General features: G+C 49.4%; 12 protein-coding genes. 5 read left to right on the top strand and 7 right to left on the bottom strand.

The window, feature by feature from the left end; genetic code table 11:
- The first annotated feature begins 55 nt into the window (after positions 1-55).
- The 4 genes from L0Y31_RS11910 to L0Y31_RS11895 all read left to right on the top strand — a co-directional run bounded on the left by L0Y31_RS11910 (position 56) and on the right by L0Y31_RS11895 (position 3,476).
- The gene (locus tag L0Y31_RS11910) at positions 56-526 is read left to right on the top strand and encodes a Dps family protein (RefSeq protein ID WP_234733290.1); all 471 of its coding nucleotides are present in this window, start codon (positions 56-58) and stop codon (positions 524-526) included.
- Between the two features lie 117 nt (positions 527-643).
- Entirely contained in the window at positions 644-1,969 is a 1,326-nt protein-coding gene (locus L0Y31_RS11905) for a PQQ-dependent sugar dehydrogenase (RefSeq protein ID WP_234733289.1), read from the top strand.
- A 197-nt stretch (positions 1,970-2,166) separates the two neighbouring features.
- Positions 2,167-2,463, top strand: a complete 297-nt coding sequence (locus L0Y31_RS11900; protein WP_234733288.1) for a hypothetical protein — start codon at positions 2,167-2,169, stop codon at positions 2,461-2,463.
- A 116-nt stretch (positions 2,464-2,579) separates the two neighbouring features.
- Positions 2,580-3,476, top strand: coding sequence for a YitT family protein (locus tag L0Y31_RS11895; protein ID WP_234733287.1), 897 nt, complete (start codon positions 2,580-2,582; stop codon positions 3,474-3,476).
- Between the two features lie 53 nt (positions 3,477-3,529).
- Here L0Y31_RS11895 and L0Y31_RS11890 read toward each other — a convergent pair whose 3' ends face one another.
- The 6 genes from L0Y31_RS11890 to lpxK form a co-directional block, all read right to left on the bottom strand.
- Positions 3,530-6,658: an efflux RND transporter permease subunit gene (locus tag L0Y31_RS11890; protein WP_234733286.1), complete on the bottom strand. Its 3,129-nt coding sequence runs from the start codon at positions 6,656-6,658 to the stop codon at positions 3,530-3,532.
- 5 nt (positions 6,659-6,663) lie between these two features.
- A complete protein-coding gene (locus tag L0Y31_RS11885; protein ID WP_234733285.1) occupies positions 6,664-7,818 on the bottom strand; it encodes an efflux RND transporter periplasmic adaptor subunit in 1,155 nt (384 codons plus the stop codon).
- A 139-nt stretch (positions 7,819-7,957) separates the two neighbouring features.
- Complete coding sequence (locus L0Y31_RS11880) at positions 7,958-10,924, bottom strand: PD-(D/E)XK nuclease family protein (RefSeq protein ID WP_234733284.1); 2,967 nt, start codon at positions 10,922-10,924, stop codon at positions 7,958-7,960.
- Positions 10,925-11,124: 200 nt separating this feature from the next.
- The gene (locus L0Y31_RS11875) at positions 11,125-12,072 is read right to left on the bottom strand and encodes a DUF1835 domain-containing protein (protein WP_234733283.1); all 948 of its coding nucleotides are present in this window, start codon (positions 12,070-12,072) and stop codon (positions 11,125-11,127) included.
- Positions 12,073-12,077: 5 nt separating this feature from the next.
- Complete coding sequence (locus L0Y31_RS11870; protein ID WP_234733282.1) at positions 12,078-14,048, bottom strand: putative porin; 1,971 nt, start codon at positions 14,046-14,048, stop codon at positions 12,078-12,080.
- 71 nt (positions 14,049-14,119) lie between these two features.
- The gene (gene lpxK, locus L0Y31_RS11865) at positions 14,120-15,157 is read right to left on the bottom strand and encodes a tetraacyldisaccharide 4'-kinase (RefSeq protein WP_310587085.1); all 1,038 of its coding nucleotides are present in this window, start codon (positions 15,155-15,157) and stop codon (positions 14,120-14,122) included.
- A 99-nt stretch (positions 15,158-15,256) separates the two neighbouring features.
- On the opposite strand from lpxK, the gene menC reads away from it, so the two are divergent.
- On the top strand, positions 15,257-16,393 hold the full coding sequence (menC, locus tag L0Y31_RS11860) for an o-succinylbenzoate synthase (protein ID WP_234733281.1): 1,137 nt from the start codon (positions 15,257-15,259) through the stop codon (positions 16,391-16,393).
- Here the strand turns inward: menC and L0Y31_RS11855 are convergent.
- Entirely contained in the window at positions 16,362-17,609 is a 1,248-nt protein-coding gene (locus L0Y31_RS11855) for a cation:proton antiporter (RefSeq protein ID WP_234733280.1), read from the bottom strand. The genes menC and L0Y31_RS11855 overlap by 32 nt on opposite strands.
- Between the last annotated feature and the right edge of the window lie 122 nt (positions 17,610-17,731).

The following is a 17,731-nucleotide window of genomic DNA, read 5'->3' as shown; positions in this document are numbered from 1 at the left end:
TGGGTGGTTATTACACTAAAGTTACTGCATCACCCATTCAAACATTCTTTGTATCATGCAACTCAATATTGGTCTAGAAAAAGATACCCTCAAGCAAGTCTGCGATCTCCTCAATAGTTTTCTCGCTGATCAGCATGTGCTTTATATCAAGACCCGGAAATACCACTGGAATGTCAGCGGACCCAGCTTCCTGGAATACCACGAATTTTTTGAAAAACAGTATAAAGCCATTGAGGCAGCCATTGACGAAGTAGCCGAGCGCATTCGTACGCTAGGTGGCCGTCCACTGGCGACTCTGGAAGATTTTCTGGCTAACACCAGCCTTCAGGAAGACAAGAGCGCTGAAGTTAAAACGGCGGATATGTTCAAGCGGCTGTTGGACGATCACGAACAGTCCATCCGGGAACTCCGGGTTGACATTGCCAAGTGTGAAGAACTCGAAGATGCCGGCACCGCCGACTTCCTGACTCAACTCATGGAGGCACACGAAAAAATGGCCTGGATGCTGCGGAAATACCTTTCGTAGGCATTAATCGATTATCACTAGTAAAACAGCTCATCTTGTTGAAAGATGGGCTGTTTTTGTATTAACAAAGTAGCTGTTAAGCAGTTATTAGTAAAGAGAAAAGTTCAACAACCAACCATGATTAAATCAACGTTAATAAAGTTTGTTACGATGGGGGTTGCGGCGGGAATGATCGCCTGCGGCCAGTCTAACAAATCAGAGAAAGAGGCTGAATCAGCGGATACGTTAGCCAGTCAGGACCCGTCAGGGACCGTAGATCTGCCCGCTCCTTCTGAGTCAAAAAATCATTACAGCAATGTCGTTGGCTGGGAAGCCGGCCAGAAACCAACCGCGCCCGAAGGCTTCGAAGTAACCGAATTTGCCCGCGATCTAAAAAATCCACGCTGGATTTATATTGCACCCAACGGCGATATTCTGGTTGCTGAATCCCAGACGGAACGGAAAGGCGTCAAAAAAGTAACTGCTGAAGTAACAGGACGGGCCAATTCGGAAGCAGACGGCAAGAGCGCCAACCGCATTACGCTATTTCGGGATACCAACAAGGACGGTAAATTCGACGTCCGCGAAACGTTTCTGCAAGGCCTGAACCAGCCTTTTGGGATGTTGATCCTCGACAATTCATTTTACGTAGCCAACACCGATGGGCTGCTAAAATATCCTTACAAAGAGGGACAAACGAAGATCACCGCGCCGGGAACCAAAGTCATGGAACTTCCCGCCGGGGGATATAACAACCACTGGACCCGTAACCTGCTTGCTAACGCGGATGGATCTAAAATTTATGTATCGGTCGGCTCGGGAAGTAACGTGGGCGAAAACGGCATGGAGCACGAGGTAAAACGCGCCAATATTCTGGAAATCAATCCTGATGGCACTGGGGAGCGTGTTTTCGCCAGCGGCTTGCGCAATCCGGTGGGTATGGATTGGAACCCTAAAACAAACGCACTCTGGACCGCTGTGAATGAGCGCGATGAGTTGGGTGATGATCTGGTTCCCGATTATATCACCAGCGTTAAGGAAGGTGCTTTCTACGGATGGCCTTATTCTTATTATGGCCAAACTGAAGATCCACGCCGCAAAGGAGAACAACCCGAAATGGTAAAAAAAGCCATTGCGCCGGATGTTCCTGTAGGTTCGCACACTGCTTCACTGGGGCTAGCCTTTTACGACCAGACTGCCTTTCCGGAAAAATACCGCAATGGTGCTTTCGTTGGTCAACGTGGCTCCTGGAATCGCTCGGCTTTGTCGGGTTACAAAGTTATTTTTGTTCCTTTCCAGGACGGCAAGCCCAGCGGTAAACCCGAAGACTTCCTGACAGGATTCATTATTAATGACAAAGACGTACACGGTCGGCCAGTTGGCGTGATGGTTCATCCGGACGGATCACTGCTAGTTGCCGACGACGCGGGCAACCGAATCTGGCGGGTAAGTGCGAAGCGCTAATCCTGCTCTTTTACTTCTTGAGATATAGCTCATTTTATCTGAACGTATGAAAAATATGCAGATAAAATGAGCTATACTTTTGTTAATCAGGCATCTATTTTTTATATTTACCTGAATCCTAATTCCAATTAATGATCAATTCGCTCCTCATCAGGCTATTTGGCTTGCTCCTTACTACTTCTCTATTCACTCTTTCAGTGGACAAAAGGGAAGCGTATGGGCATGACAATGAGGCACTCTTGGAGCAGATACAGTCGCAGCTGGATGTCCAAACCGACTCGCTGACATCGGGATTTAAAAAGATCAATACTGCGCAGGCAGTTACAACGCATACCTGCCATTTTCAATTTTTCCAGCCGGGCTGGTTTCCAGACCACAGCTTTCGGCTGGTTTTCAGATTGCCTAAATTATTGCGGCTTTCGGAAACTCCTTATTTCTTCTTTTCGTATTTCCGACGGATTTTTGGCCACCACATTGCCATCAATGCTCCGTGAGGCTTGCTCATCTCCTGCTTAATTAACTTCTTTCTTGCCGTAATTCCCGCAGAATTACGCATCCTCTTATTTTACTAGTTTCCTGTCCTACAGTTAACTCAACATTTTATTTTCTCATGCAAGCATCAATCATCGATACTCAACCAACAAAAAGTCAAACACTTATTCGCCAGATTAAAGATGCGGCCTTTCTTATTGCCGGCGTCCTGAGCGCCGGTATGGGTCTGAAAGGATTCTTACTACCCAATGATTTTCTGGACGGAGGCGCCATCGGTATTTCACTACTTCTCCAGATTCAAACGGGTGTTGATCTAGCCATTTTGGTTATTTTAGTCAATATTCCATTTATCTGGCTGGGCTACCGCCAGATTTCAGCGGGTTTTGCCCTTAAAACGCTCATTGCCATTGGGCTGCTCGCCCTGTGTCTGGTAGCGGTACCTTATCCCGTTGTCACAACGGATAAATTACTCATCGCCGTTTTCGGCGGTTTTTTCCTCGGGGCCGGTATTGGGCTAGCCATGCGGGGTGGTGGCGTTCTGGACGGAACGGAGGTGTTAGCCATCTACATCAGCCGTAAGTCGGCCCTGACTGTTGGTGACGTTATCATGGTTATCAATATTCTCATTTTTGGTTCGGCAGCTTGGTTAATCAACATTGAAACAGCGCTTTATGCCATGCTCACCTACCTGGCAGCTTCCAAGACGATTGACTTTATCATTCACGGTATTGAGGAATATACCGCCCTGCTTATTGTTTCCGACCAGCACGAAAAAATCCGGGTTATGCTTACGGAAGAGCTAAAACGTGGGGTTACAATTATGAAGGGCGAAAAAGGCTACGGTAAACGAGGCTTGCGGGATAACGATGTCAACGTTCTGTATATCGTAGTAACCCGTCTGGAAACTACCCGCGTGAAAGACCGAATCGAGCAAATTGACGAAAAAGCCTTTATCATTCAACATGCCATCGATGATGCCAAAGGAGGCATGGTCAAGGGGCGTCCGCTGCATTAATTCGTCTCTTTTACTTCATAAAAAAGCCCGGTGTTACCGGGCTTTTTTTATGATTAATTCACAGATTCCTCGTAAGGCAGTATTTTTTCTTTTGGTTGTGGCTTGGGTTCGTCCTCGTACATGGATGTGTCAACGTCTTTGTACCGCGACATAAACGAATACATAGCCGGAATGACAAACAGCGTCAACACCAACGAGAACATAATTCCACCGACAATAACAATACCCAAGGGAATACGGCTTTTTGCGGCGGCCCCAAGACCCAGAGCGATGGGCAATGCTCCAAAAGCTGTCACCAAACTTGTCATTAGAATCGGACGCAGACGCAGCGCCGACGCTTCAATCGCTGCTTCGATCTTATTCAGACCTTCTTTGCGTTTTTCATTGGCAAATTCTACGATCAAGATACCGTTCTTCGTTACCAGACCGACCAGCATAATCACACCAATCTGGGAAAAAATGTTCAGGGTCTGGTTAAATGCCCAGAGCGACAGCACTGCTCCCGCCACGGCTAGTGGCACGGTAATCATGATGATAAACGGATCCGTAAAGCTCTCAAACTGAGCCGCTAGAATCAGGTAAATCAACACCAGAGCCAGGAAAAACGCGAATAGTGTGTTGGATGAGCTTTCTGCAAAGTCGCGGGAAGAGCCGGAAAGAGCCGTTTGGAACGTATCATCCAGCGTCCGGGCGGCAATGGCTTGCATGGCTTCGACTCCATCCCCAATTGTTTTACCGGGGGCCAGACCTGCCGAAACAGTCGCTGACTTAAAGCGGTTGTAGTGGTACACCTGCGGCGGACTTGACACCTCGGCAAACCTCACCAAATTATCCAACTGAATTAGTTCTCCCAGGTTATTGCGCACGTAGAATGAGGCTAAGTCAACAGGCTCGTCCCGGTTTTCACGCTCTACCTGACCAATCACCTGATACTGTTTCCCGTTCATCAGAAAGTACGCCAGACGCCGGTTACTTAAAGCCAATTGAAGCGTTTGGGCAACATCCTGCACCGAAACGCCCAGACTTGTTGCTTTTTCCCGATCAATGGTAATGTTAAGTTCCGGTTTGTTGAACTTCAAGTCCACATCGAAACCTTGGAAAGTTGGATCTTTCTGGACTTCATCCATGAACTTAGGCAACCGCTCCTGTAACTTCTGGAAGTTCAGGTTCTGAATAACAAACTGAACGGGTAGTCCACCACCGCCCCGGCCAACCTGAATGGTTTGCTCCTGCGTGGCGTTCATCCGAGCGTCGGAAAAGCCTTTTAGTTTCCGGCTAAGGTAGTCGGCAATTTCCTGCTGCGACCGCTCGCGATCTTTGGTTTCAGTTAAGTTTAAGGACACAAAACCTGAATTGACGGCCCCGCCTGAGCTTCCGCCCGCAATGACGCTAAACGTAAAATTGATTTCTGGAATTGAATCCAGTACGAACTGGTTCACGCGGTCCGTAATCCGGCTCATGGCCTCGAAACTGGTTCCTTCCGGTGCCGTAATCGGAATCCGTACCCGTCCCCGGTCTTCCAGCGGTGCCAGCTCTGATTTCAGCGTCGAACCTAATCCAAAGATTAGGGCCAGACAGCCAGCGATCAGCGCAAAAGCCCAATAACGATTCCGCATAAACGATGTCAGGCCCGAGCGGTATGATCGATCAAGCCATTGGTAAAACGGCTCTGTTTTCTGGTAGAACCAGGATCCTTTCCCGTGATCTTTGCTAACCAGCATCACACTTAGAACAGGCGTCAAGGTCAGCGATACAAAGGCCGAAATAAGAACCGACCCAGCAACAACGACCCCAAACTCCCGGAATAACCGACCCGTAAAACCTTCCAGGAAAATAACCGGAAGAAATACGATAGCTAACGTAAGCGAGGTAGCGACAACGGCAAAGAAAATCTCTTCGGAACCCTCCTTAGCAGCCCGCTTCGGGTCCATTCCTTCTTCAATCTTCTTGAAAATATTCTCCGTGACCACAATCCCGTCATCCACCACCAGACCAGTTGCCAGAACAATCCCCAACAAGGTCAAGACGTTGATACTGAAATCAGCCACGTACATAATAAAGAACGCCCCGATCAGCGAAACCGGAATATCAATCAGCGGTCGGATGGAAATTAGCCAGTCGCGGAAGAAAAGGTAAATAACGATGACAACCAGAATAAAGGCGATAAAGATTGTTTCCGTTACTTCCTCGATGGAATTTCGAATGAAAATGGTACGGTCAATCCCTTTTCTGATCTGAATATCCGGCGGTAAGTCGCGCTTGACTTCTTCAAGCCGTTTGTTAAACTCGTTGGCAATATCCACATAATTGGCCCCTGGTTGTGGCACCAATACCAGAATTGCGCCGGCTGCCCCGTTCTGTTTAGCCGCCGTTTCTTCGTTTTCCGGACCTAGAATTGCGTAGCCTATGTCTTTAAAACGGATAATCTGATTGGAGGTCTGCCTCAGGATCAGGTTGTTGAAATCCTCTTCGCTAACCAGACGCCCCGCTGCTTTAACGGTCAACTCGGTATTGTTTCCGTAGATTTTACCACTAGGCAACTCTACGTTTTGCCGATTAAGCGCATCCTGAATATCCTGCGTAGTAAGGCGATAGGCCGATAATTTCAGCGGGTCAATCCAGAGCCGCATGGCATACCGCTTCAAGCCAAAGATCATAACCTGGCTAACGCCCGGAATGGTTTGCAACCGCTCCTGCAACACGTTTTCCGCGTAATCAGACAACTGCATCGGATTACGCGTCGTGCTTTGAATCGGCATGAAAATGATTGGGTCTGCGTTGGCATCCGCCTTGGTCACCACCGGGGGCGCATCAATATCCTGCGGAAGCTGCCGCTGGGCCTGCGCCACTTTATCCCGCACGTCGTTCGCCGCGCGTTCCAAATCGGCACCTAGTTCAAATTCAATGGTGATGTTGCTGCTTCCCAGGGCACTGTTGGACGAGATCGTCCGAATCCCTTCAATGCTGTTCAGCGATTTTTCAATGGGTTCTGTAATCTGTGATTCGATGATATCCGGGTTCGCACCAGTATAGCTGGTCCTGACCGAAATAATCGGCGGATCAATAGCCGGAAACTCCCGAACCCCCAGAAACGTGTAGCCAATCACCCCGAACAAGACGATGACGATTGACATCACGATGGCGAATACAGGTCGCCGGAGACTTAAGGATGGTAAGCTCATAGGATTTATCTCATGGTCACATTTGTCGTATCAGAAGCAGCCTTAACGGGTTGGCTCTTCCCTGATAACTTGTCAATCTTAGCGACTTTCACGGGCGCATCTGGCCGCAAGAAAATCAACCCTGTTGTTGCAACGGTATCGCCCTGCTGCAATCCTGCAGTGATTTGGACAATACTTGCATTCCGAATTCCGATTTTTACGTCCTGGAATGCTGCCTTGCCATTTTTGATCACAACCACCTGACTCCCACGCGTCTGCGGAATAACCGATTGCGTTGGAACCACCAAAGCGCGGTCGTTTCTGATAACCAGATTAACTTTAGCAAAGGCACCGGGTCGGAGCGCCGACGTACTGTTATTTACCCTTGCCCGAATCCGTAAGTTGCGCGTTGCTTCTTCTACCCCCGGTTCAATGGCATAAACAGCACCCTGAAACGTTTTATCAGATCCACCAACCTGAAAATCAACCTTACTACCAACATTAACCGCTAAGCCGTATTTTTCCGGAATCGAAAAGTCCAGCTTCATGGACGAAGTCTGTTGCAAACGGGCAATGAGCGTATTCGGCGTAACAACCGCCCCCATACTCACGTTGCGCAATCCGATTGTCCCTGAAAATGGAGCCCGGATTTCAGTTCGCCGGATGGCTGCTCTGGTTATTTCAATGTCTGCCAGCGCCCCTTTCAGGTTCGTAACAATAATATCGTATTCCTGTTGACTAATTCCGCCCCGTTCGAGCAACCGTTTGTTTCGTTCTTCGATCCGCCGGTTATTCTCTTCTACCACCTGCAACTTTTGCAACTGCGCTTGTAAGTCACCATCGTAGAGCTTGAGCAACAGCGTCCCCTTTGAAACAGGTTGTCCTTCCCGAATGTTTAGCTGTACGATTCGCCCGGAAACTTCCGGATAAATATCAACCTGCTCGGCGGCTACCAGCGAACCGCTGGCGACTACTTCGTCTTTCAGATTTTGGAAAACGACCACAAAAGCATTCACGGCTGTCGGACCACCAGGACCACGTCCACCCGCTGCCGGACCGGCTGCTCCGCCTCGTCCACCTACTCCGCCGGGTTCGCCCGGTTTTGATTTAAAAAATTTATTATAGGCAATGACGCCGCCTAATACAAGAACTATCAGGCTGATAGAAACCCACCTTTTCACAATAATTGACTAATTTTTACCAGCTAACTTACCACCCAAAACGCTCGCTTCCAAAAGTTGGATCCATCGCAGTAGCTACTAATCGACAAACACCCTAAAATCTCCGTCTGTTGTGCCAATTACACCGATCAAACCGACCCTACCGCCCACAGATGCGCCGGTAGTCACACCACTCGCATACTTTCTTGTCTTCTGTTCGCGTAAAGGCTTTGGTCTGATCAAAAATCTCCGCAATGCGCTGCTTCAGGTGCTGTTCCGTTATGGCGACATAATCGGCGGCGTGGCCTAGCTTCAGGGAGTTTTCAATAAAATCTTCTTTCAGGTTTCGGAAGGAATAAAAGCCCGCCACCACTTCCGTATCGATTCCGGTTGCCCAGCCATTGCTAAACTGCAAGCCGTTTTCCTCAAGCATTTTTTTATAAACCAGGTATTGATAGAGCCACAACTGCCGGACTTTCTCGTATTTGGTTTCGGTCAGCCATTCCTCGCCGTTGATTCGGGTTTCGGTCTTTTCTACCTTCCCGGTTTTATAGTCTGCTACGCGCAGTTTTACGCTTCCGTCGGGGCTGGTCAGTTTTTCAACCCGGTCAATTTTCCCGGCAATTCGAACCGGAATGGTGCCAATTGACGTTGGCACTTCCAGCACCGTGCTCCACTCCTCTTCGGTTTGCAACACTTCCAGGCTCCCGCTGTATTTTTCCTGCTGCTGGTTGTTGAATTTAACCATCAAATCTTCGGCAATTCGGTACAGCAAAAAATTCATTCCTGAATCCACGACCCGGTTCCCAAACTGCGTCTGGTACTGTTCCCGCAATACTTCTTTTACCGTCTGCTCTTCCACAACCCGATTCTTCATGCGGTATTCCTGATCGAGACGTTCCAGCGTGTTGTGCACCCACTCGCCGAATTCATCCGCGCCCAGTTGCTCCTCCACTTCATCGTCCTCTTTGATACGAATAACCCGGCTGAAATAATATCGTAATGAACAACTTAGGTAATGGTTCAGGTGCGTTGGATACAGCCCGCCGATCACTTTTCCACCCGGATTGAGCTGGGGAGCAAGCTGCGCCCGAAGGGTATCCAAAATGTTGGCCGTTTTCGGGATAGTCAGTTCTTCCAGGGCAACCGCCTTTTCGACTGTTGAGTTGCCAAAGCGTACAACTGGGTATTCCAACGTGAGGTTATCGCCCGCCGCTTTCTTAAGTTCGTGCTCAATTTGCAGGATGAATCGGCTTTTCTCGCCCTTACTGGTTCCGTAGGCGTCCGGTGAGGTAACGTGCAGCAGCACCACTTCTTTCGCCCGTTGCAACAGGCGGTAAAAGTGATACGCCATGACCGACTCCTGGTCCTGATAGGTGGGCAAACCCACTTCGCGGCAGGCATCGAACGGAATTAAGGAATTTAAACGCCGTGACTGCGGCAACACGCCCTCATTCACAGACAGAATAATCAGCTTATCGAAGTCCAAGGCGCGGGTTTCCAACATACCCATGACCTGCAAAGCGCTTGTGCCTTCGCTCTCGAATGGAATGCTGGTCTGGCGAATCAACTCATACAGAAATTGCTTCAGGCTCCGTAAATCGACTAGTTCTTTCCGCTCCTCGCGCTCAAGCGTAGTTTCGAGCTGGCGCAACAGGTTGTGAAATAAATAAAGGTATTCCGTTTCGATGGCGTCTTGCTTATAGGCATAGACATCCCGCAGCAAATCAATTAGTTCGTAAAAATGCTGAATGACGGCCAGTGGCTTTTCGACGGGCCAGCGCCGGAATAGCACCTTGAACAAACTCGACGATTCGCCCAGTTCGATCAGTTGGTTCTCGCCTAGATAAACCAGATTTTCGGTCGTGATTTTATTGATTACGCGACGCAGCAAAGGCGGCGTTTCGGGCGGTGGCGGCGGCAAACAAACCTGTTCATATTGCCGGATAAACGGGTGACTCAGCACTTTCACCACGTGCCGGTGGTTGAATTTCGGAATGCGCACCGTGCTGCCATCTTTGATTCGAAACTCCGCCATGGTTCGCTGCATTTCGAACAGTCCGTCGATGAGCGTAAACAACAGCGAATTTCGGAGCGAAAGCCCCATGGTTACGTTCAGATCGCTAACGGATTCGCCCAGCGAATACAGCACTGGCAAAAGCAAGGTTTCATCCCCTAACACAAGCGCTGTTCGCTCGTCCTTATTTTCTGTGGTTTCGCCGACCTGCTCACTGGCCCCGTTCTGCGCATAAAGGTGTCCAGCTACTTTGGCCTGCATGCTGGCATTGGGCACACCAATGATTTGTATTTTTTTGGGTGTTCCGGTCAGGTAGTCTTCTTCCCATTTCCACGCGCCACTCCAACCTTCCTGTTTATAACCCCGCAGTAATTTCCCCGCTTCCTGACGCGGCGAATCCATGTAATACGCATCCGTGTCCCAAAGCACCTCTGCTTTTTGCGCCTTCACCAGGATTTTGATGACGGTTTCTTCGGAGCGGCTAAGGGCATTGAAACCAACAAAATACAGCTTCCCGTAAGTCGGGTTATCGCGTACCAATGCTTTTGTTTCTTCGGCCAGAAGTCGGTAAGCCATTCCCCGGTAGGCCAGTCCTTTGGCCCGCAGCCGTTCCCGAAGCGCTTCGTAAGCCGCCTGGAGGTTGTCAAAGAGTTTGAAGTAACGCTGCGTTCCGGCGGTTTCCAGGGTAGCGGCCTTTCCAGTGGGTAGTTCTAGTTGCCAACGCTCAATGGATTTAGCCGCCGTCAGGTAGCTAAACAGTTCGGAAGGATTGATGAGGTATTGGTCAATCCGGTCAAGGTCACTGAGAAGTACGGTGGCCCAGTTGAGAAATTTACCAAATTCCAGCTTCTCGTCCAGTCCCTTGAATACTTCGTATAGTTCAAAAAGAAGGCTTACCGAGTCAATCAACTGCACCCCGGCGGCTTGCGTAATGAAGTCATCAACGGCCAGCACGTGCGGCGAAAGAAACGGCTTATCGGACTGCTTGGCCAGCTCTTGCTGGAAAAAAGACACGGCCCGTCGCGTTGGCAGCACCACCCACACATCGTCCATGTGCGTGCCGTGTTGCCCGAAAATATGCGCTGCCGATCGATTGAGGAAACTTTGCATTGTTTTTAAAACGCTTCATTCCAAGATAAAGGCATCGTGCCCGAAATCAGCGTTGTCTTTCTGCTAAGTTCCCGCTTATATCTGCGTTTTCAAAACATATTAATGAAACCAATCCCCCCACCCGCATGATTTATGCCTTGATCTCGGGCAATTCTTTCCGGTGCTGTTCCAGCCAAGCCTGGTAAGCAACCTGCTTCGATTTACAAATGGATTAATTTCTGCTGTTCGTTATCCCAGCGGTACGGCGAATTGCTGGTTTGTTCGTATCCACCCAGCCAACGGTGCACCGTATGATACTGCTGCCGTCCGGTAGCAATGTCGGTGCCTTCCGGTGTCAGTTCGACCTTGTTATCGATGCGGTGAAGCAGGTTCGGCTGTAGGTCAATGATGTATTGTTCGACGCCCCATTCTGTCAGTCCGTAGACCTGATCCTGGTGCAGAAAGCGCCGGATAAATTCCTCTTCCCGCATCGGGCCTTCTACCAGAATAGTCAGCAGTTGAAGTTCAATCAGATTCAGGTGATTGCCGACAAAGGGGAAACGCTGCAAATGAGCCTGTAACGCATCTTTCAAAAAAGTCAGCCCTCCAAACGGCTCGTTCAACAGCTCCTGAATAGCCATTGGATCAGGCCCGGCGTAAGCCTTCCACACTGCTGCCGCTTTCGCCACGTCATCTGCCGTTATCGGCTGCCGTTGCAAAAACAAGGTGGCCAGTTGCGCACTGCTTAGCTGTCCTAAACCCTTGAAATCTGGCAAATCCGGGTGATGATCGATGGATATTAAGCTCACCGTTTGATTCTGAGCCTTCCCGGCCAGTTGCGCCAGTAGAAATACCAGATTGATCTGACAAAATAAGTCGTGCTCAAACCAGAATACGACCTCATCGTACGCCTGGGTATTTATCGCCAAAGCGAATTTTTCGTATTCCTGAACGACCATTTCCCGGTAACCACCAGGTCCTTTCTGCTTAATATCCTGATCAATCCACGTGCAACGTAAATCCCACAGTTCCGACAGGTTATCCGTATCTTTTACCGGACCTTCCGAGAGCATCTCCCGCCAAACGATGATATCGGCGTTTTCAGCCAGATTAGCCGCAGAAAATGGGTGCAACGTAGCGTCGCCATTCAGAATGTGGAGCGTTTTCATAAGTCTTAATCAAACAGTAACCAGTGTACCCCAAAGGAAAGGGCCCGACGCATACCCAGGTAATAAGGAGCCGTGTAGTAACCATCGTTCGGCCATCCCTGATTGGCGTGCGAAAGCTTGACGAACAAACGCACCCGGTTTAGTCGAGCATTGGCAAATACGTCGGCAACTAGCGCCTCTGGTACTTCAAAACGGTTTTGGAGGAAAAACTGTTGCGTCAGCGGCATGTAACTATCGGCAAAATAAGCAGATTTGTAGTGCAGGTCGATCCCGATTTGTGTATACAACTTCTTGGCATACAGGAACTCATATTCAATCCGAAGGTTGGCAAATAACTTTGGAATTCGCATCACGTCTGAACGGGATACCAACGTCGAATAACCCTGCCCCAGGGCCGTGAACTTACCCGCTTTGAATTGAAAACCAACTCCCGTTCGCAGCACACTAAAGGCGCTACTCAGCTGTTGGGGTCGCGCCAGCGTATCAAAATAGATGTAATTGTTCAGCAGGAAATAATCCATGCTAGGCTGCAACGTAAACCCTTTTAGAGGCAGGTTGATGCGTCCGTAAATGTGCTGGGTTCCCCGAAGGCTAAAATCGTTGTTCCACTTCATGACGTTGCTTTCGAAGCGGTCCTGCACAAAGGTTGGCGATGCAAAAACGCTTTCGTATCCCGCCGTGATGAGCTTGGTTTCAAACTGGCCCTTAAGTCGCACATCCCGCCCAAGAGAATAATCGGCCTCTACCGTCACCCGGCTTAAACTATCCGGAAAGTAATAACCCAGCCAGCCGCTGAGCATGTTCTCTGCCCGGGTCTGGGTGTAGTCCTGCGTTTGGAGGCGGTTCAGGTTGTATTCGCCCGCAAAACGGGAAAGGCGTTGGCGAAACCAGGTGAGGCGATAACTAAAAGCCGATTCCTTGTTCCGGTTCAGCAGGTTGGTATAAAAGATACCTTTCACCCCAATCCGGTTCTCAATCAGTCGGTAGCTCATTCTCTGCTCAATGAACGAACTGTCGGAAATAGCCTGTCCCGGTGCGATGCGGTAAAAGTTGAACTCCCGGTCGCGGAGTGTCTGCCGGAGCGTATCGTCGGTAAACCGGTACCGCATGGTCTTTAGGTCGGCGACATGATACAGCTGAAAGCCTTTACCCAGGGCGTATTCGTGGTACAGGTGAACGTCGTTGCGCTTTTCGCTGGAGTTAACGTCCGGCGGCAAAATTGAAAGTCCATCATAAATATACCGTAGGGTATCCGCCTGTCCGCCCTGTTCCACCACGCGGTGGTTCAGGTTATTGTAATGCCCCAGCAGGGTATAGCGGTCATTTTTGGAGCGATAATTCGTGTGGAAAACAAAACCCCAGTTTTCGGTCAGGCGCTGGTTGCTGCTGCTCCGGGTGGTTGCCCCCCCGAATTGAACATCGGACGTAAACCGCTGAATGTTAAAACCGGCATTCCAACGCGGCGTAATGTTTTGGGTAAAATCGAAACGCAATATGTTCTGTCCTCGCCCCCCTGCCACGTAATACATGCTGGTGTACGGCGATTTAGTATCGTAATAACGAATGTCCTGGGTCTGGTAGCCATAAGGCGTGTAGGCATTCAAACCGGTCTGGGCCCCAATTTCGGGCGTCTGGTAGAAAATCGACCGCAAAGCCGTCCCCTGATTTCCCAAATCAATTAACAGGTTGTCGGTACGTTGCACAAAGCTGAACCGATGGACGCCTTCAATCAAGGTATCGATCAGGTACAGGTTTTTGCGGTTGTTTAAAACGTCGCTTTCCAGAAAATAGCGACTTGTTTTGGGGCCGTAAATCTGCTTCGTTGAATCATCAATAACAGGGCCACCTTTGGCTCCCCCGCCCCCCGTGCGTCCCCCGCCGCCTTGCGGTAGTCGGGGCAATCCTGCCGGAAGCTGTGCCTGTGCGTGTTCGCCAATAAAAACTAGTATCAGTAAAATCCAGACTATTCGATTCATTACGCCAAAAATAACCGAAAAACACGGGATCACCTTACCCAATTAATCGGCGCTTCACGCTTTAAGTTTTGTTAACACATTTCCTTGTCTAACAAGGCTAAAAATTCCGGCTCGCCCGTTAAAAAGGCTACGTCGATGGGCAGGTAATAAAAACGAGAAACATCACCGCCTATTTTGGCCAGTAAGGGCTGGAGCTTGACAAAATCCTTTTCAGTGGTTAGCACCACGCCATCCGGTGGCAATGCCGCCTGAATGGTTTCTAGGTCTTTTGCTACATAGCGATGATGATCCGCGAAACGCAGATGCCTAACCCTGTTGAAATGCTGTTGGACGTAGTGTTCAAGCGGTTCGGGCCGGGCAATTCCAGACACGAGTACCAGCTCATTCGGCAATGCGTCAATGCTTATTCCGGCAAAAGATACGGGCTTTCCGTAGCGCAGCCCCGTGAAAAATACCGGAATGTTACCCCGAACAAAGGGTTTCAGCGACTCACTGATACGGACCATTTCGCTAGTGCTCAAGTTATCTGGACATTTGGTAACAATCAGGGCATCAGCTCGTTTTGCTCCATTCCGCCGCTCCCGAAGCCGCCCCGCCGGAAAGGGATGATCTTTGTAAAAAAGACGGTTGTAATCGGTCAGTAAAATATTCAGGTGCGGCTGAACGGGGCGGTGCTGAAAAGCATCATCCAGAATGATCGTGTGAATTTTCGCGCTCGGTGGGTTAGCCAAAGCCAATAGCTGCGGAATGGCTTCGGCCCGCTTTTCGCCAACAGCTACCACCACCCCAGGCCCATGCTTGCGATACAACAAAAGCGGCTCGTCGCCAATGGTATCCGCCGTGTCGCTGGGCGTTGCGACCCGAAAACCTTTTGTTTGCCGACCGTACCCCCGGCTTAGTGTAGCAACCGGATAGCTCCTTTTTAGACGGCGTAGAAGGTAATCAACGTGGGGTGTTTTTCCGGTTCCGCCAACGGTAAGATTTCCAACACTTATTGTTCGTACCGGAGGAATATAAACCTGCTTAACTCCTTTGTCATACAGTCGGTTACGCACATCCGTAATCCCACCATACAGCCAGCTAAAAGGTCGAAGCAGCCAATTCAACACAAGGGTATTGGTTAATAATTTTAGTAACAAATAATTAATAAACAGGCAAATTTACTATTTTTAGTTCTTTGTTAGACCCCGTGACCGTTTCTGAATCGTATGGGCCTGAAGGCAGATTTTCTTAAACATACCTTGCAATTCAACTTCGAAGCCGGTACATCGCGGGGTGTTCTGACCGAAAAAGATACCTATATAATTCGTATTCGCAATCACGAAAGTCCGCTCGTATACGGCCTCGGCGAGTGCGGACCGCTCAAAGGGCTCAGCATTGACGACCGGCCTGATTTTGAAGATTACCTCCGCAATATCTGCGAAACCTTCAACGAGCTTGACCTGCAACTTTTCAAATGGAACATTCCCATTGTTTTGTCGCAGCTCATCAGCAACCAGTTTCCATCCATTCAGTTCGGCTTTGAAACGGCCATGCTCGACTACATTAACGGGGGCCGCCGCGTTGTTGTCGAGAATGATTTTTCAAAAGGCACACGCAGTATTCCCATTAATGGCCTGGTCTGGATGGGCAATCGTGACTTCATGCTCCGGCAAATCAACGAAAAGCTAAATGCCGGTTATAACACCATCAAACTCAAAATCGGCGCGATTGATTTTGCGCAGGAATGCGAACTTCTGGCTTACCTCCGCACCAACGCACCCGAGCAGTTGGTCATTCGTGTGGATGCCAACGGCGCTTTTCAGCCCGACGAGGCACTGGATAAGCTAACGCAACTGGCGAAATACGGAATTCATTCCATCGAGCAACCCATCCGACAAGGCCAGCACGAGTTGATGGCAGAACTTTGCCGCCAAACGCCCATCCCCATTGCGCTGGATGAAGAACTCATCGGCCATATGGAATACGTGGATAAATTCCGGCTTCTCAAAAAGCTCCAACCGCAGTTTATTATCCTTAAACCCAGCCTGTTGGGTGGCATGCACCACTGCGACGAATGGATTGAAACGGCCAACCGCCTGGGTATTGGCTGGTGGATAACCTCGGCTCTGGAATCGAACATTGGCCTTAACGCCATCGCCCAGTATACTGCCCGCTTTCCGAATCCGCTTCCACAAGGTCTGGGAACAGGCCAGCTTTATCAAAACAACATCAGCAGCCCACTCACCATTGAGCACGGTTTTTTGCGGTATAACACCAGCAGCGACTGGGATTTACAGGTTTTATTAGACGCCAAAGAAACCGTTAAAAATGTCATTCCTTCTCCGGATAAAGCCGGCGGATAACCCGTTCCATGGTTAGTCCCTGGCCAATTACGGAGAATAGCACAACGGCGTAGGTGATGGCTACTATAATGTCTTTGTGCACGACGGAATCATCAATCGACAGAGCCATAGCCACGGAAATACCGCCGCGTAGGCCGCCCCAGGTGAGCATAATCGGCGCTTTGTTGTCAAGACCCAGCCAATTACCGGCTAGCAGATAGGGAATATAAATAGCCAGAAAACGCGACGCCAGCACGATTACAATAGCCGCCAAACACATCAGCCAGTAAGAGTGCTCGAAGTGCACGATCAGCAATTCAATACCGATTAGGACAAAAAGCAGAGCGTTCAGGATAACATCGACCAATTCCCAGAATTTGTCCAGATAGTCTTCCGTAACCGGGCTCATCACTTCCTTCCGCGCCCGATTTCCCACTAATAAACCGGCAATAACCATCGCCAAGGGCCCTGACACGTGCACCCAGCGAGCAATTAGATAGCCCCCCATTACGCCCGCAATGGTCAATAATACTTCGGTCTGATAATGATTTACTTTCATTAGCAGTCGGTACATGGTATAGCCAATGGCCGCACCCAGCAAAATACCACCGCCTGCTTCTTTCAGAAAGAAAACAAAAGTTGGTCCAGGCTCCAGCGTCGAGTGGCCGTCTCCGACCAACTGGTAAATGGTTGCAAAAACGACTACGGCCATCCCATCGTTAAAAAGTGACTCGCCTACAATGTTGGTTTTAATCTGTTCGGGCAGGTCAAAACGCGCCAAAATTCCTAGTACTGCAATTGGGTCCGTTGGAGATATAAGTCCACCAAAAAGCAGACAAACGGTGTAGGGCAGCTTAAATCCGAGCCAATCCGCCACAAGATAAAGCATCGTACCAACCAGCATCGTACACAACACGACCCCAATAAAGGCAAACACAATAATGGGTCGCCGCTCAACCTTTAGTTTGGAAGCATCCGTATGAAAAGCCGCCGCAAACAAGAGGAAGCTAAGCATAAAATTGAACAGAACCTTGTAGAAATCAATCTGAGCCACAGCCGCCCGAACCTGATCGAACCAAACCGGCTGGATGTAGTTCATGGCGATGATCAAGATCGAAAAAATAACCGCTATGATCATAATCCCGATTGCTTCGGGCATTTTCAAAAAGCGGGTATTCAGATAAGCACAGCTGGCAGAAATAACAATCAGGATGGTAAACAGGTCAAATAGATCCATATTGAAGGGCGCGTTTTAACAGGATACTACCCGCAGGCAAAACCCTGTTAAAAACTAACCCGTAGAAATCAGAAAAGTTTGGGAGACTCCCAGGCAGGAGCTACGGACCAAAAGCTGGATTC

Source organism: Tellurirhabdus bombi, from assembly GCF_021484805.1.
In the GTDB taxonomy this organism is placed as follows: domain Bacteria; phylum Bacteroidota; class Bacteroidia; order Cytophagales; family Spirosomataceae; genus Tellurirhabdus; species Tellurirhabdus bombi.
Note: the sequence above shows the minus strand (reverse complement) of the source record. Positions and strands in the feature narration are given on the sequence as shown.

Coding starts and splice junctions, on each gene's coding strand:
- L0Y31_RS11910 (WP_234733290.1), top strand. CDS start 56: ATGCAACTCAATATTGGTCTAGAAAAAGATACCCTCAAGCAAGTCTGC.
- L0Y31_RS11905 (WP_234733289.1), top strand. CDS start 644: ATGATTAAATCAACGTTAATAAAGTTTGTTACGATGGGGGTTGCGGCG.
- L0Y31_RS11895 (WP_234733287.1), top strand. CDS start 2,580: ATGCAAGCATCAATCATCGATACTCAACCAACAAAAAGTCAAACACTT.
- L0Y31_RS11890 (WP_234733286.1), bottom strand. CDS start 6,658: ATGAGCTTACCATCCTTAAGTCTCCGGCGACCTGTATTCGCCATCGTG.
- L0Y31_RS11880 (WP_234733284.1), bottom strand. CDS start 10,924: ATGCAAAGTTTCCTCAATCGATCGGCAGCGCATATTTTCGGGCAACAC.
- L0Y31_RS11875 (WP_234733283.1), bottom strand. CDS start 12,072: ATGAAAACGCTCCACATTCTGAATGGCGACGCTACGTTGCACCCATTT.
- L0Y31_RS11870 (WP_234733282.1), bottom strand. CDS start 14,048: ATGAATCGAATAGTCTGGATTTTACTGATACTAGTTTTTATTGGCGAA.
- menC (WP_234733281.1), top strand. CDS start 15,257: ATGGGCCTGAAGGCAGATTTTCTTAAACATACCTTGCAATTCAACTTC.
- L0Y31_RS11855 (WP_234733280.1), bottom strand. CDS start 17,609: ATGGATCTATTTGACCTGTTTACCATCCTGATTGTTATTTCTGCCAGC.